The sequence below is a fragment of the Bittarella sp. HCP28S3_D9 genome (assembly GCF_052065655.1).
Classification (GTDB): Bacteria; Bacillota; Clostridia; order Oscillospirales; family Ruminococcaceae; genus Bittarella; species Bittarella massiliensis.
In genome coordinates this window covers 1-14,496 of record NZ_JBQHTP010000025.1, presented here as the reverse complement: position 1 = coordinate 14,496, position 14,496 = coordinate 1, and the positions used below count along the sequence as shown (strand labels likewise).

Sequence of the window (14,496 nt, the reverse complement as noted above, 5' to 3'; positions counted from 1 at the left end):
GTGAAGAGGCAGAGATGGCAGTGACTGTGACCCGGGTCATCCCCGGCTCCCCGGCCGAGGAGGCGGGGTTTCAGGCGGGCGACCGCCTGCTGAAGGTGAACGGCAACGAGATCGGGGACGTGCTGGACTACCAGTTCTACTCCAGCGAGACCGAGGTGGAGCTGGAGTTTGAGAGCGGGGGAGAGCTGCAGGGCGTCATCGTCGAGAAGGACGAGTACGAAGACCTGGGCCTGGAATTCGAGACCTACTTGATGGACAAGCAGCACTCCTGCACCAACAACTGCATCTTCTGCTTTGTGGACCAGATGCCCCCGGGGATGCGGGAGACCCTCTATTTCAAGGACGACGACGAGCGGCTCTCCTTCCTCTTCGGCAACTACGTCACCCTGACCAACCTCCACCAGCGGGAGATCGACCGCATCAAGCGGATGCACATCAGCCCGGTGAACGTCTCGGTGCACACCACCAACCCCGACCTGCGCCGGGAGATGATGGGCAACCGCTTTGCGGGGGAGAAGCTCGACTACCTGCGCCAGTTGGCGCAGGCGGGCATCCGCCTCAACTGCCAGATCGTCCTCTGCCCCGGCTACAACGACGGGGCGGAGCTGGAGCGGACCATGGCCGACCTGGGGGCCCTCTGGCCCAGCGTGTCCAGCGTGTCGGTGGTGCCGGTGGGGCTGACCAAATACCGCCAAGGCCTCTGCCAGCTCACCCCCTTCACCCCGGCGGGGGCGGGGGCGGTGTTGGACCAGATCCACCGCTTCACCGACGCCTTTTTGAAGGAGCACGGCACTCGGCTCATCTACCCGGGGGACGAGCTCTTCATCCTCGCCGGGCGGCCGCTCCCCGACAGCGGCTACTACGGCGATTTCGAGCAGCTGCAAAACGGGGTGGGGATGACCGCCCTGCTGCTGGAGGAGTTTGAGAGCGAGCTGGCCCGGCTGGAAGACCCGGTGCAGACATCCCCCTGCGACCTGGTCACCGGGGTCTGCGCGGCCGACTACATCCGCGGGATGGTGGATGCGCTGGCCCGGCGGGTGCCCGGGCTGCAGGCGCGGGTGCACGTGATCGAAAACGAGTATTTCGGCGGCAACGTGACGGTGGCCGGGCTGGTCACCGCCACCGACATCGAGCGGCAGGCGGGGGGCAAGCTCCTCTCCGACCGGGTGCTGGTGCCCACCTGCATGCTCCGCCACGAGCAGGACAAATTCTTGGACGACGTGCCCAGAGAGGCGCTGGAAGCGCGCCTGGGCGCCAAATTGACCCTGGTGGAAAACGACGGATACGGCTTCATACAGGCCGTGTTGGGAGGGAATGCGCAATGAGCAAACCGGTAGTGGCGGTGGTGGGGCGGCCCAATGTGGGCAAATCCACCCTGTTTAACAAATTGATCGGCCAGCGTCTGGCCATTGTGGAGGACACCCCCGGCGTGACCCGGGACCGCATCTTTTACGACTGCAACTGGGGCGGGCGCACCTTCCTGCTGGTGGACACCGGCGGCATCGAGCCCCACTCCGACGACGTCATCCTCTCGCACATCCGCCGGCAGGCCCAACTGGCCATCGACAGCGCCGACGTGATCATCTTCGTGGTCTCCCTGCCCGACGGGGTCACCGCCACCGACATGGAGGTGGCGGCCATGCTCCACAAATCCCGGCGGCCGGTGGTCCTCTGCGTCAACAAGTGCGACAGCGTGGGCGGCCTCCCGGCCGAGTTCTACGAGTTTTACAACCTGGGCATCGGCGAGCCGCTGCCCGTCTCCTCGGTCCACGGCCACGGCACCGGCGACCTGCTGGACGCGGTGGTGGACGAGCTGCCCGGCCAGGCGGAGGAGGACGAGGACGAGGACGCCATCAAGGTGGCGGTCATCGGCAAGCCCAACGCGGGCAAGTCCTCCCTCATCAACAAGGTCCTGGGGGAGGACCGGATGATCGTCTCCGACATCGCCGGCACCACCCGGGACGCGGTGGACTCCCGGGTGGAAAACCGCTACGGCAAGTTCGTCTTCATCGACACGGCGGGCATCCGCCGCAAGAACAAGGTGGACGACTCGGTGGAGCGCTACTCGGTGCTGCGGGCCTTCATGGCGGTGGACCGGGCCGACGTGGCGGTGATGGTCATCGACGCCACCGTGGGCTTTACCGAGCAGGACTCCAAGGTGGCCGGCTACGCCCACGAGCAGGGCAAGGCCTGCGTCATCGCCGTCAACAAGTGGGACGCGGTGGAGAAGGACACCCACACCATGCAGGCCTTTCGCAAACAGCTGCAGGAGGATTTCTCCTTCATGCCCTACGCCCCCATGGTCTTTATCTCCGCCCTCACCGGGCAGCGGCTGGGCCAGCTCTTTGAAAAGGTGGTCAAGGCCCACCAGAACAACTCCCTGCGCATCACCACCGGGGTGCTCAACGACATCCTCGCCGCCGCCACCGCCCGGGTGCAGCCCCCCACCGACAAGGGCAAGCGGCTGAAGATCTACTACATGACCCAGGCCTCCACCAACCCGCCCCACTTCGTCTGCTTTGTCAACAACAAGGAGCTCTTTCACTTCTCCTACCAGCGCTATCTGGAAAACCAGATCCGCGAGCAGTACGACCTGGAGGGCACTCCCATCCGCCTGTCGGTGCGCCAGCGGGGGGAGTAGCCCCGGGAGAGAGGGAACTCCGGGGCAGAGGCAAGGAAAAAAGAATGGGCCTTCCCCCTAAAAAGGGCCGCATTTTTTCCGTCTCTGTGGTACAATGGAAAAAAAGAAGAGGGAGCCCCGGCGGGGAAGGCGGGGCTCTTTTGGGCTGTAAAAACACAGTTGAGAGGGGTTTTGAGATGACGGCGACACAGATTCTCTGGATGGCCGGGGTGGCGCTGGTTTCCTACCTGCTGGGCAGCGTCTCCTGGGCGGTCATCGTGGGCAAGGTCTTTTTGAAGGACGACGTGCGCAAGTACGGCAGCGGCAACGCGGGGATGACCAACGTGCTGCGCACCGCCGGCAAGGGCGCGGCCGCCCTGGTGGCGGTGGGGGACTTTTCCAAGGGGGCGATCTCGGTGCTCCTCGGGCGGCTGGTCTTTCAGTACGCCCTGGGGCTCGACCCCATCTACGGGGCCTATCTGGGGGGCTACTTTGCGGTGCTGGGGCACATCTTCCCCCTCTACTTCCACTTCAAGGGGGGCAAGGGGGTGCTCACCTCGGCGGGGGCGGCGGTCCTCATCGACCCCATCTCGGTGGCCCTGACGGCGGTGGTCTTTGCGGCGGTGACCTTTACCAGCAAGATCGTCTCCCTGGGCTCCATCGTCATGGCCCTGTGCTACCCGGTCATCACCTACTTCGTCTCCCGCGCCCTGGGGCGCGACCCGGTCACCGTCACCATCTGCGCGGTGATCTTTGCGGCCATCATCGTCTTCATGCACCGCTCCAACATCGGGCGGCTGCTGCGGGGCGAGGAGAACCGCTTCGGCAAGAAAAAAGAGAAGGTGCAGAAATAGGGGAGGCCCCCTGCAATACAGCGGGGCGCGTTCGCCCCGGGGAAAGGCGGTTGTACAGATGGCAAAGATCGTGATTTTGGGCGCCGGCGGGTTCGGTATCTCCCTGGCGGTGATGGCCCGCTCCTACGGCAACGAGGTGACCCTCTGGTCCCCCTTCCAGGAGGAGGTGGACCTGCTCACCTACGAGCGGGAGAACAAAAAGCTGCTGCCCGGGGTGGTGCTGGACCCCGACGTGGGGGTGAGCACCGACCTCGCCGTGGCCGAGGGGGCGCAGCTGCTCCTCTTCGCCGTGCCCAGCCAGGCGGTGCGCTCCACCGCCCAAAAGGTCGCCCCCCACGTGCCGGAGGGGGCGGTGCTGGCCAACGTGGCCAAGGGGCTGGAAAACGGCACCCAGCTGCGTCTGACCCAGGTCATCGAGTCCGAGATCGGCGGCCACCAGGTGGTGGCCCTCTCGGGCCCCTCCCACGCCGAGGAGGTGGCCCGCGGGGTGCCCACCACCATCGTCGCCGCCTGCAAGGTCAGGGCCAACGCCGAGTACGTGCAGACGGTGCTGATGAACCCCAACCTGCGCATCTACCTCAACGACGACGTGGTGGGGGTCGAGCTGGGCGGGGCGCTGAAAAACGTCATCGCCCTGGCCGCCGGCATCAGCGACGGCCTCAAGCTGGGGGACAACGCCAAGGCGGCCCTCATGACCCGCGGCCTGTCCGAGATCGCCCGGCTGGGGGTGGCCATGGGCGGGCGCAGCGAGACCTTCGCCGGCCTCACCGGGGTGGGGGACCTGATCGTCACCTGCACCAGCATGCACTCGCGCAACCGCCGCTGTGGCCTCCTCATCGGCCAGGGGATGGCGGCCACCGACGCCATCAAGCAGATCGGGATGACCGTCGAGGGCTACACCGCCACCCTGGTGGCCCGGGAGCTGAGCTTGCAGGCCGGGGTGGAGATGCCGATCGTCGAGCAGATGTTCCAGGTGCTCTATAACGGCCTCGACTGCCGCCAGGGGATCAAAAACCTCATGAGCCGGCCCCGCAAGCACGAGAGCGAGCAGGTCTGGTTCGGGGAGTAGGGGATACCCGCAAAAAAGGGGAGGGCCGCCGCCGGCAAACACGCCGGCAGCGGCCCTCTTTTTTTCTTTCATCTTCCCCTTTTCCCTTGCCTTTGCCTCCCACAGCCGCAAAAGGGGAAGCGGGGGCGGCGGCAGGGGAGATCGGAACGACAAAAAAGGCCAAACCGAAATCGGTCTGGCCTTTGCCGTCTGCCCAGGTTAGATTGCGCGGGTCACTTTGCCGGAACGCAAGCAACGGGTGCAGGCGTTTACGCGACAAGGAGTGCCGTTGACAACCGCCTTCACGCGTTTGACATTGGGTTTCCAAGCTTTGTTGGAACGCCGGTGCGAGTGAGAGACCTTGATGCCGAAGGTCACGCCTTTGCCACAGATATCGCATTTTGCCATCTATCTGCACCTCCCTACAATAAGAACATTCTAGAAGTCAACGAATGTATTTTAACAGAATCTGCATCCAAAAGCAAGCCCCAATTTCAAAAAACGCCGGGGGCCGCTATTGTTTTTTTGGCGGCAAACCGATATAATAGACAGCATCGGGCCGGGCGCGCCCCCGCGGGACGGGGCTGCGCGCCCGGCAATTTGAAAGATCGGAAAGGGGAACACCCTCCTCATGCAACAACTTCTTGTGACGGTCATCGTCCGGGTCATCGCCCTCTTCACCGTCATCCCGGTGCACGAGTTCGGCCATGCCCTGGTCTCCTATAAGCTGGGGGACCCCACGGCCAAGAACCAGGGCCGCCTCACCCTCAACCCCATCGCCCACCTGGATCCCCTGGGCAGCCTCTGCATGCTGCTCACCGGCATCGGCTGGGGCAAGACCCCCATCAACCCCTACTTCTACCGCAACCAGAAAAAGGGGCTGGCCCTCACCGCCCTGGCGGGGCCGATGGCCAACGTCCTGCTGGCCCTGGTGCTCATCGCCCTGGTGAAGGTGATGAGCCTTGTCGCCCTGCTGGTGCCCGCCCTGCTGGGCTCGGCCTTCTACCTCTTCCTCATCCAGATGCTGGTGCTCATCGCCCAGATCAACATCTCCATCGCCGTCATCAACCTGCTGCCGGTGCCCCCCTTTGACGGGTTTCGCATCCTGGCCTTTTTCGTGCCCGCCCACGTCACCTACAAGCTGCAGGAGTACCAGACCTACATCTCCCTGGCGGTGCTGATGCTGTTGCTGCTGGGCTTTTTGGACTGGCCCATCCAGTTCCTCACCAGCTTCATCTACAAGGGGCTGGGCTTCCTCACCGGCTTTATCGACCTGATCGCCCGGGCCATCGTCTGACGCGACCAATTACCACTTGAGAGAGGAGGGGGACAGCAGGTGGCCGAAGTCAACTTTACCCTGCCGCAATTCGAGGGGCCGCTGGAGCTGCTCCTCCACCTGATTTCCAAACACAAGTTGAATCTCTACGACATCAACATCGCCGAGCTGGTCAACCAGTACACCGCCTATATGGAGCGGGCCGAGCAGCTGGACATGGAGCTTACCGGCGACTTTTTGGAGATGGCCTCCCGCCTGGTCTACATGAAGACGGTCCTCCTCCTCCCCCGCCACGAGGAGGAGCGGGAGCAGCTCAAGGCCGAGCTGCAGGGCCAGCTCATCGAGTACCAGATCTGCCGGCAGATCGCCGGGGAGCTGCGGGGGCAGTACGACCCCCTGGCCCACTTTGTGCGCAACCAGCTGCCCGCCCCCAAAGACCTGCTCTACACCCGCCGCCACCAGCCCGAAGAGCTGCTGGCGGCCCTGGCGGCCCTGCGGGGGAAGATCCTGCGCAAACAGGCGCCCCCCAAGTCCAGCTTTTCGGGGATCGTGGCCAGGCGGGTGGTCTCGGTCTCCTCCCGCATCGTCTTTGTGCTGCGGCGGCTGACCAAGTCGGCGGGGCTGCGGCTGCAGACCCTCTTTGGCCGCCAGTACGAAAAGACCGAGAACGTGGCCACCTTTTTGGCGGTGCTGGAACTCATCAAGGGCGGCCGCATCGCCCTGGACGACGAGAGCGGCGCCATCACCCTGAGGGGAAAGAAGAGATAGGGAGGGGAGACCCCAATGGACATCAACCACGCCAAGGGGGCGGTGGAGGCGGTCTTGTTCGCCTACGCCGAGCCCCTCAGCCCCAAAAAGCTCTCCGAAATTTTGGAGATCGAGGTTTCCACCGTCAAAAACGTGTGCAAACTCATACAGGACGACTGCGAGCGGCCCGGCAGCGGGCTGGCTCTCCTCCAACTGGGGGAGGGCTACCAGCTGGCCACCAAGAAGGCCTATTCCGAGGAGGTCAAGCGCGCCCTGGACGTCAAGCGCAACACCCCCCTCTCCCAGGCGGCCTTCGAGGTGCTGGCCATCATCGCCTACAACCAGCCGGTGACCCGCTCCTTCATTGAACAGGTGCGGGGGATCGACAGCTCCTCCACCGTGGTCAACCTGGTGGAGAAGGGGCTGGTGGCCGAACAGGGGCGGCTGGACCTGCCCGGCCGGCCCATGGCCTACAAGACCACCGACAACTTTCTGCGCTGTTTCGGCCTGCGCTCCCTGGAGGACCTGCCCCAGGTGGAGCGGTTTGCCGAACTGGCCGCCGAGGAGTCGGCGGAAGGGGCGGAGGAAACGGAGAAGCTGGCCGAGAGCTGACGCGCGATCCCCGCAAGGGGGACAAACATCACCCGGGCGGAGGGCGGTGACCGGCTGCTGCGGCCGCCGCCCGCGGAAAAGGGGAGAGGAGGGAACGTGCCATGGTGTGGGTGTGGATCGGGCGGATCCTCCTGGGCCTTCTCCTGCTGTTGGCGGTTTTGCTGCTCATCCCCTTAAAGATCCAGGTCGAGATCGGCCTGGAGGAGCAGCGGGCCACCCTCCGCTACCTCTTTTTGCGCTTCCCCGTCTACCCCTTCAAGGGTGCCGAGGAGGCCGAACAGGCGGAGGCGGATGAGGTGCGGGCCGCGAAGGGAAAGGGCAAGAAGAAGGGGCAGGGCGGGAAGAAGACCCCCCTCTCCCAACAGCTGGGGCTGGTGATGGACATCCTCCGCTCCACCCTTTCGGGGCTGCGGTTTTTGACCCGGCACATCCACCTGCGCCGCTTTGATCTGCGGCTGCGGGTGGGGGACGACGAGCCCCACGAGACGGCCGTTCTCTACGGCCAGGTGGGGGGGATCGTCCACGCCGGCCTGGGGCTGGTGGCCAACACCTTTGACTGCCGGTTTGACCGGGTGCAGGTGGAGCCCAACTTCTCCGAGCCGGAATTTTTTTTGGATTTGTCCTTCCAAATCGTGGCGCTACCGATTATACTATTGATAACGGCGGGAATAGTCGCCGTCAAATTGCTCCAAAATAGAAGTGTCAAGGCCCCGGACAAGCCGGGCGCAAAGGAAGATAAAGGCGGTGCACACAAATGAGCGAACATCCCATTCAAGGCCTCATTGATACGGCGATGAACAAGATCAAAGAGATGATCGACGGCAACACCATCATCGGCGAGCCCATCCCGGTGGGGAAGGGCGGGGTCATCATCCCGGTCTCCAAGGTCTCCCTCGGCTTTGCCTCGGGGGGGAGCGACTTTCCCACCAAGACCCCCAAACAGGTCTTCGGCGGGGCCAGCGGGGCGGGCCTCTCGGTCTCCCCGGTGGGCTTTTTGGTGGTCAACGGCGACGACGTGCGGCTGCTGGAGTTCACCAAGAAGTCGGACACCACCGCCGACCGGCTGGTGAACATGGTCCCCGGCGTGGTGGACCGGGTCTCGGGCATCGTCTCCAAGGCCGCCGCCAAGAAAGAGGGCGCCAAGGGCGGGCCGCAGCCGGAAAAGGGCGCCCCCGACCCCGCCCCTATGGAGGGGGAGCTGCGCTTCCCCGAGTTTTGAGCGGCGGCGCACCCACGAACAGAGCAAAAAGGGACAGGCCATTGGGCCTGTCCCTTTTTTGTCGCCTGGCTGGAGCTAGCGGTCTCCCTCGCCGTTGAGGGGGTCGCGGGGACACTTTTCCTCCCCCTCCAGCTCGGGCATCCGGTCTTTGGCCAGGGGGACGTCGGAGAGCTCGCTGTAAGACTGGACCGCGGCCCCGGTGATGGGGGGCGTGGGGGTCAGCCCGGTGGTCTCGGTGCTGGAGGCCACCCCCAGCATGTCGAAGTAGAGCGCCTCGTCGTCTTCCGGGTCGACCGGCCACTGGTTTTGGCGCGGATCGTTCACGGTTGATTCCTCCCTCTTTCAAAAGTTAAAAGCGGATCGTGGGTGCAGAGATAGTCTTCCCGCAAACCGGCCCCGAGTTGCGCCCGGCGGCAAAAATTTGAAATGGCGGCCGGGCTGTCATGGCGGAGCGGCCCTCCGCATAGGATTTTTTGAATGGGCAGGTGGTTTTTTTGAAGAGAAGAGAGACAGCGGCAAAACCGGACAGACGGCCCCGGAGGGGGGCGAGCTGGGAGCGGGCCTGGGACCGCCAGGCCGCCCGCCGGGGGGTGGCCCTGCTGCTGGCGGGGCTCCTCCTCTTCTCCTTTGGGGGGGAGGCGAGGGGGGCCGAAGGGAAACAGGAAGCGGGGGACCCGGTCCTCCCCAAGGTGGAGGCCGACGCCTACATCCTCATGAGCGCCGACACCGGCGAGGTGTTTGCGGGCAAGGACATCCACGCCCAGCTGCCCATGGCCAGCACCACCAAAATCATGACCGGGCTGCTGGCGGCCGAGAGCGGGCCGCTGGACCAGCTCTACACCGTCTCGGCCGAGGACGTGAACACCGAGGGGAGCATGCTGGGCCTCAAGGCGGGGGATCAGTTGACCCTGCGGGACCTGATGACCGGGATGCTCCTCAAATCGGGCAACGACGCGGCGGCCTGCGTGGCCTCGGTGGTGGCGGGGGACCAGTTTGTGGAGCGGATGAACGAGAAGGCCGCCCAGTTGGGGATGGCGGACACCCACTTTGCAAACCCCTCGGGACTGCCGGACGACGCGCACTACTCCAGCGCCTACGACATGGCCATCCTGGCGCGGGCGGCCCTGCAAAACCCCGACTTCGCCGCCATCTGCGGGAGCTCGGAGGCGGCCATCGCCGTCAGCGGCACCCGCTGGCACCTGCGCAACTCCAACCGCCTCCTGCGGGAGATGGAGGGGGCGGTGGGGATGAAGACCGGCTTCACCAAAAAGGCCGGCCGCTGCCTGGTCTCAGCCGCCACCCGGGACGGGGCGACCCTCATCTGCGTCACCCTGCACTGCTACGACGACTGGCGGGTGCACAAGGACTTGATGGACTACGGCTTCGGCACCGGCGACCGGCAGCCCACCGACCCCACCTACGTGGCCACCCTGGACGTGGTCGGGGGGACGGCGGAGACGGTGCCGGTGCGGGTGGAGAGCGACCTGGAAGAGCTCCTCCTGAAAGACGGCAGCGCCCTGAAAAAGACGGTCAACCTGCCCCCCTTCCTCTACGCCCCGGTGGCGGAGGGCCAGGTGGTGGGGGAGATCCTCTACACCGCGGGGGAGGGGGAGGCCCTGCGGGTGGAGATCGTCGCCTCCCAGGGGGTGGCGGCCAAGGAGACCCCCAAAAAGGGCTTTTGGCAGTGGCTGCTGGGCCTCTTTCAGAAAAAGGACCGGTGAGAGTTCCCCGTTTTCCGCTTGAAAATATGCTGTCAGCATAAGATATGCGGGGCTGTTTTGTGCTAAAGTATGTCGAAAAAGAACAGCTTTGAGGGGGAGACGGAAGATGAAGTGCGAGAATTGCGGCGCAGAGATGGGCGAGGCCACCGCCTGCAAGTTCTGCGGCCATACCGCGCCGCAGAAGGAAACGGTGCAGAACGTGACCATCAACTACTACGGGACGGCGCCGGGGGCGGAAGTGGTCCCGCCAGTGGTCGCTCCAGTGGTGCAGCCGGTCTGTCAGCCGGTGGCGCAGCAGGTGAGCGACAAAAGCAAGGTGGTGGCCATCGTCATCTGGCTGATTTTTGGTCTCTTTGGGGGGCACCAGTTCTACGCCGGCAAGATGAAGATGGGGCTGATCTACTTCTTCACCGCCGGGCTTTTCAGCATCGGCTGGTTGGTGGACGGCATCAGCCTTTTCGCCGGCACCTTTAAAGATCAACACGGCTATCCCATCAAAAATTGAGGGGGCGGCAGGGGGACGTCCCTGCGGGGAGAGGGTCCCCCTCTCCTAGGCGGCGACTGGGGGAGCATCCAAAGGGGCGTTTGCCGGCGGCTGTCGGCATTTCTCTGTCAAAAAAGGGGGGAGGGCGTTTTTCGCCCTCCCCCCTCTGTTGTTTGGGCGGCCGCCCCCCCTGCCGCTACCGGGGGCAAACGGCGCTGGCGGAAGGCCTCCTGAATGGAGAGGAATGCGCAAAGAAAAAGACGATCTCTGAATAGAGGCGGCGCGGACCGGCATTCTCGATTGCCAGTTTGCCGGTGGTCGCGCGCCCGGCGCAACCACCCCTTGGGCCGCGCGCCCGGCGCAACCATCCCCCGGGCCGCGCGCCCGGCGCAATCATCCCATGGGCCGTGCGCCCGGCGCAACCGTCCCCTGGGCCGCGCGCCCAGTGCAACCATCCCCTGGGCCGCGCGCCGGTGCGATGCCCTTTTGGGGCCGATGCCGCCCACCTGTTTTGCCGGCGGTTTTGGCTGCGGGTGAGATGGGCCCGCGGGGGTGCAAAAACGGGTGTTTTGTGCTATCATAGACCATGAAAAAGTACAGAGGGGGAGATGTGCGTGAAGTGTGACAACTGCGGCGCGGAGATCGGACTGGACGGGGTCTGCAAATTTTGCGGCACGGTGCTGCCTCCGCAGGGGCCGGCCGCGCCCCCGCCGGTGGCGCCTGGCTGGGGGGCGCCTCCGCCCAGGCCGGCGTTTTCGATCCCGCAGCCCCGCGTGCCGGTGCAGCAGCCGGTGCAGGCGGCAAGCCCCAAGAGCAGGTGGGTGGCCATCCTTCTCTGGCTGCTGCTGGGCTACCTGGGGGCGCACCAATTTTACGCCGGCAAGGTGGGGATGGGGCTCCTCTACCTGTTCACCTTCGGCCTGTGCGGCATCGGCTGGGTCATCGACGGGGTCAGCCTTTTCGCCGGCAGCTTTCGGGACCGGTACGGCCTTCCCATCCGGGTGTAGGGGGCCAAAGGGGAGCGGGCGCGCGGGACGCCAAGTCCCCGGCGCCCGCTCTTTTTTGCCCCGGGAAGGGGGGAGCCGGCGGCAAAGGGCGGATTTGGGCGCAGACATTTTACAAAATGGCGTGGTGCTGCGGCCAAAAACATGGTAAAATACAGATGTATGGCCAAAGGAGGATATTATGCCTAGAGATACACGACTGCAAAAAGCCATGTCCCAGTGGGGCGTCTGCTCCCGGCGCAAGGCCGAGGAGTACATTCAGCGCGGCCGGGTGAAGGTCAACGGCCACCCCGCCCGCCTGGGGGACAAGATCGACCCCCGCAAAGACCTGGTCACCCTGGACGGGGAGCGGGTGAACGGCGCCCCCAAAGCCGAGTACCAGTACCTGATGCTGCACAAGCCCCGGGGCTATGTCACCACCCTGCAGGACGAGCAGGGCCGCCGCTGTGTGGCCGATTTGATGGCCGGGGTGGGGGAGCGGGTCTACCCCATCGGCCGGCTGGACAAAAACTCCGAGGGGCTGCTGCTCTTCACCAGCGACGGCGCCTTCGCCAACCTGATGATGCACCCCAGCAAAAAGGTCTCCAAGACCTACCGGGTCACCGTCCGCCCCGACGCGTCCGACGAGCAGATCGTCGCCATGAGCGACGGCATCTACATCGACGGGCGCAAGACCGCCCCCGCCACCATCCGGGTGCTGGACAAGCAGCCCGGCCGCTGTGTGCTGGAGTTCGTCATCCGCGAGGGGCGCAACCGCCAGATCCGCAAGATGTGCGAGGAGGTGGGGCTGGAGGTCGCCCGCCTCAAGCGCACCGCCTTCGGCCCCCTCAAGCTGGGGATGCTCAAGCCCGGCACCTACCGCCCCCTCACCAAACAGGAGGTGGCGGCCCTGCGTGGGGCGGCCGGCCTGAGCGGCCCGGGGGAGAAAAAGTGATCCGCATCCAGCGGGCGGGGGAGCGCTTTGCCGCCGCCGAAGGGGGGCGGACGCTCGCCTCCTGCGATTTTTCCCTGCGGGGGAACACCGTCTTGCTGGGGGCCCCCGCCTATGCCGAGCTGCCGGTGGTCGACGGGGTCTTTCGCGCCTGCCTGGACTACTTCGAGCGCCGGGGCTACCTGGACTACGGCCCCGCCGACGAGGCGGCCGCCGCCGCCTTTGCCGCCCTGGGCTACACCGTCTGCCAAGTGGGGGAGACCGGGGGCATCGCCGCCTTCTTCGAGACCTGCAAAAACTGTAAAAACTGACGGGCGGCACCTTGTTATTTTTTCGGCAATGCTGTATACTGTATTTGATTTTGCTATTCACTGCTACTTGACATAAAAAGAAATGGAGGAACAACGATGAGTCCAAAAAGCAGACTGGAAATTCTCTCAGAGCAAAGCGGCAAATTGGACAGAGAGTCGGTGGCCTATGCGCGGCTGGACCGGCTCTTTGACGAGGGCAGCTTTGTCGAGCTGGACGCCTTTGCCAAGGCGGGCTGTGAGAGCGCGGGCGTGGTCACCGGGTACGGCATGGTAAACGGCGGCTCGGTCTTCGCCTTCTCGCAGGACAGCTCGGTCGCGGGCGGCGCCGTCTCGGCCGCCACCGGCGCCAAAATCGCCAAGGTGTACGAGATGGCCGCCAAGGTGGGGGTGCCCGTGGTGGGCATTTACGACTCTAAGGGCGCCTGCATCGCCGAGAACAGCGAGGTGCTCGCCGCCTACGGGGAGATGCTGCAGCGCTCAGCCGCCCTCTCGGGCGTGGTCCCCCAGATCGCGGTCATCGCCGGGGTCTGCGCCGGCACCTCTGCCCTGATGGCCGCCAACGCCGACTTGGTCATCATGGCCAAAGACGCCGAGTTTTTCCTGACTGCTCCCTTTGTCTCCAGCGCTGCCGGCGACAAGGTCGAGGGCGCCGGCAAGGCCGAGGCCGCCGTGCGCAGCGGGGTGGTGCAGCTGGTGGCCGAGGACGACATGGCCGCCGTCGAGGAGGCCAAGAAGATCGTCTCCATGCTGCCCCTCAACAACCTTTCCGAGGCCCCCTACTGCGAGTACGACGAGCCCGCTGCCGCCGAGAAGCTGCGGGCCGCCTGCGAGGACCTGTCCTCCTACGACGCCAAAGAGGTCATCGAGAGCATCTTTGACGAGGGGAACGTCACCTTCTTGGAGAACGCCCCCAACGCCGTGACCGCCCTGGCCACCCTGGCCGGACAGGCCGTGGGCGTAGTGGCCACCGTGGGCGGCGACCAGCGGCTGTGCAAGGGCGCCAGCGCCCGCATCGCCCGCTTTGTCTCCATCTGCGACAGCTTCGCCATCCCGGTCATCACCCTGCTCAACTGCAAGGGCTTTAAAGAGAGCTCCTCCGACGAGCTGGCCGGCGGCATCCGCGACGCGGCCCGCCTGGCCCACGTCTACGCCGAGGCCACCTGCCCGAAGATCGCCGTCATCACCGGCGAGGCCTACGGCGCCGCCTATGTGGCCCTGGCCGGCAAAAACGCCTCCGCCGACCTGACCGTCGCCTGGCCCTCCGCCGTCCTCTCCACCCTGGCCCCCGAGGCCGCGGTGAACATCCTCTACGGCGAGGAGATCAAGGCAGCCGCCGACCCGGTGGTCGAGCGGGCCGCCAGAGTGCAGGCCTACATCGACACCACCGCCTCCGCCTTTGAGGCGGCGGCAAAGGGCCACGTGGACTGCGTGATCGACCCGGCCGAGACCCGCGCCACCCTGATCCGCGCCGCCGAGATGCTGGCGGGCAAGCGGGTCGCCAAACTGCCCAAAAAACATGGCAACATGCCGCTGTAACAACATAGAGGAGGAGTATCACCATGAAAAGATTTAACATAACTGTCAACGGCACCGCTTACGACGTGGCTGTGGAAGAGCTGGCCGCCGGCGCCGCCCCCGTGGCTGCCCCCGCTCCCGCTCCGGCCCCCGC

Annotated in this window: 17 protein-coding genes and 2 pseudogenes; 17 read left to right on the top strand and 2 right to left on the bottom strand. The window is 65.2% G+C overall.

All coding sequences use genetic code 11. The annotated features are described in order from the left end of the window. Nucleotides 1–2: 2 nt before the first annotated feature. The 5 genes and pseudogenes from ACTNAU_RS11640 to ACTNAU_RS11620 all read left to right on the top strand — a co-directional run. Nucleotides 3–158 (top strand): annotated as a pseudogene (locus ACTNAU_RS11640) (PDZ domain-containing protein); the annotation flags it as partial. Then, nucleotides 156–1,325: a DUF512 domain-containing protein gene (locus ACTNAU_RS11635; RefSeq protein ID WP_368044597.1), complete on the top strand. Its 1,170-nt coding sequence runs from the start codon at nucleotides 156–158 to the stop codon at nucleotides 1,323–1,325. The pseudogene ACTNAU_RS11640 and the gene ACTNAU_RS11635, both read left to right, overlap by 3 nt. After that, nucleotides 1,322–2,641: a ribosome biogenesis GTPase Der gene (der, locus tag ACTNAU_RS11630; protein WP_256135800.1), complete on the top strand. Its 1,320-nt coding sequence runs from the start codon at nucleotides 1,322–1,324 to the stop codon at nucleotides 2,639–2,641. The genes ACTNAU_RS11635 and der overlap by 4 nt, the downstream gene beginning before the upstream one ends. Before the next feature lie 176 nt (nucleotides 2,642–2,817). Then, nucleotides 2,818–3,474 carry a glycerol-3-phosphate 1-O-acyltransferase PlsY gene (gene plsY, locus ACTNAU_RS11625; RefSeq protein ID WP_021660933.1) on the top strand — a complete coding sequence of 219 codons (657 nt, stop codon included), beginning with the start codon at nucleotides 2,818–2,820 and terminating at the stop codon, nucleotides 3,472–3,474. A 58-nt stretch (nucleotides 3,475–3,532) separates the two neighbouring features. Further along, the gene (locus tag ACTNAU_RS11620) at nucleotides 3,533–4,543 is read left to right on the top strand and encodes an NAD(P)H-dependent glycerol-3-phosphate dehydrogenase (RefSeq protein ID WP_441098514.1); all 1,011 of its coding nucleotides are present in this window, start codon (nucleotides 3,533–3,535) and stop codon (nucleotides 4,541–4,543) included. A gap of 198 nt (nucleotides 4,544–4,741) precedes the next feature. On the opposite strand, the gene rpmB is transcribed toward ACTNAU_RS11620, so the two are convergent. Continuing rightward, on the bottom strand, nucleotides 4,742–4,930 hold the full coding sequence (gene rpmB, locus ACTNAU_RS11615; RefSeq protein WP_021660935.1) for a 50S ribosomal protein L28: 189 nt from the start codon (nucleotides 4,928–4,930) through the stop codon (nucleotides 4,742–4,744). Between the two features lie 223 nt (nucleotides 4,931–5,153). Between rpmB and ACTNAU_RS11610 the strand changes: the two genes are divergently transcribed. The 5 genes from ACTNAU_RS11610 (at nucleotide 5,154) to ytfJ (ending at nucleotide 8,376) form a co-directional block, all read left to right on the top strand. Continuing rightward, nucleotides 5,154–5,819, top strand: a complete 666-nt coding sequence (locus tag ACTNAU_RS11610) for a site-2 protease family protein (protein ID WP_441098513.1) — start codon at nucleotides 5,154–5,156, stop codon at nucleotides 5,817–5,819. Nucleotides 5,820–5,858: 39 nt separating this feature from the next. Then, nucleotides 5,859–6,566 carry a segregation and condensation protein A gene (locus ACTNAU_RS11605; RefSeq protein ID WP_441098512.1) on the top strand — a complete coding sequence of 236 codons (708 nt, stop codon included), beginning with the start codon at nucleotides 5,859–5,861 and terminating at the stop codon, nucleotides 6,564–6,566. Between the two features lie 15 nt (nucleotides 6,567–6,581). After that, nucleotides 6,582–7,157 (top strand): SMC-Scp complex subunit ScpB, encoded by a 576-nt coding sequence (gene scpB, locus ACTNAU_RS11600; protein ID WP_441098511.1) that lies wholly within the window; start codon nucleotides 6,582–6,584, stop codon nucleotides 7,155–7,157. A 101-nt stretch (nucleotides 7,158–7,258) separates the two neighbouring features. After that, on the top strand, nucleotides 7,259–7,915 hold the full coding sequence (locus ACTNAU_RS11595; RefSeq protein ID WP_441098510.1) for a DUF2953 domain-containing protein: 657 nt from the start codon (nucleotides 7,259–7,261) through the stop codon (nucleotides 7,913–7,915). Next, a complete protein-coding gene (gene ytfJ, locus ACTNAU_RS11590) occupies nucleotides 7,912–8,376 on the top strand; it encodes a GerW family sporulation protein (protein WP_185915028.1) in 465 nt (154 codons plus the stop codon). The genes ACTNAU_RS11595 and ytfJ overlap by 4 nt, the downstream gene beginning before the upstream one ends. A 75-nt stretch (nucleotides 8,377–8,451) precedes the next feature. Here the strand turns inward: ytfJ and ACTNAU_RS11585 are convergent, their stop codons facing one another. Next, complete coding sequence (locus tag ACTNAU_RS11585) at nucleotides 8,452–8,700, bottom strand: hypothetical protein (protein WP_021660942.1); 249 nt, start codon at nucleotides 8,698–8,700, stop codon at nucleotides 8,452–8,454. A gap of 170 nt (nucleotides 8,701–8,870) precedes the next feature. On the opposite strand from ACTNAU_RS11585, the gene ACTNAU_RS11580 reads away from it, so the two are divergent. From ACTNAU_RS11580 to ACTNAU_RS11550, 7 genes and pseudogenes are all read left to right on the top strand, one after another. Next, nucleotides 8,871–10,097, top strand: coding sequence for a D-alanyl-D-alanine carboxypeptidase family protein (locus ACTNAU_RS11580; protein ID WP_441098509.1), 1,227 nt, complete (start codon nucleotides 8,871–8,873; stop codon nucleotides 10,095–10,097). A 106-nt stretch (nucleotides 10,098–10,203) separates the two neighbouring features. Next, nucleotides 10,204–10,602: a TM2 domain-containing protein gene (locus ACTNAU_RS11575; RefSeq protein WP_441098508.1), complete on the top strand. Its 399-nt coding sequence runs from the start codon at nucleotides 10,204–10,206 to the stop codon at nucleotides 10,600–10,602. 752 nt (nucleotides 10,603–11,354) lie between these two features. Then, nucleotides 11,355–11,588: a TM2 domain-containing protein gene (locus ACTNAU_RS11570; RefSeq protein WP_441098507.1), complete on the top strand. Its 234-nt coding sequence runs from the start codon at nucleotides 11,355–11,357 to the stop codon at nucleotides 11,586–11,588. A 178-nt stretch (nucleotides 11,589–11,766) separates the two neighbouring features. Next, nucleotides 11,767–12,519, top strand: a complete 753-nt coding sequence (locus ACTNAU_RS11565; RefSeq protein ID WP_441098506.1) for a pseudouridine synthase — start codon at nucleotides 11,767–11,769, stop codon at nucleotides 12,517–12,519. Beyond that, complete coding sequence (locus ACTNAU_RS11560) at nucleotides 12,516–12,827, top strand: hypothetical protein (protein ID WP_185915033.1); 312 nt, start codon at nucleotides 12,516–12,518, stop codon at nucleotides 12,825–12,827. The genes ACTNAU_RS11565 and ACTNAU_RS11560 overlap by 4 nt, the downstream gene beginning before the upstream one ends. Nucleotides 12,828–12,971: 144 nt before the next feature. Then, nucleotides 12,972–14,363, top strand: coding sequence for an acyl-CoA carboxylase subunit beta (locus ACTNAU_RS11555; RefSeq protein ID WP_441098505.1), 1,392 nt, complete (start codon nucleotides 12,972–12,974; stop codon nucleotides 14,361–14,363). Between the two features lie 23 nt (nucleotides 14,364–14,386). After that, nucleotides 14,387–14,496: pseudogene (locus tag ACTNAU_RS11550) on the top strand (acetyl-CoA carboxylase biotin carboxyl carrier protein subunit); the annotation flags it as partial.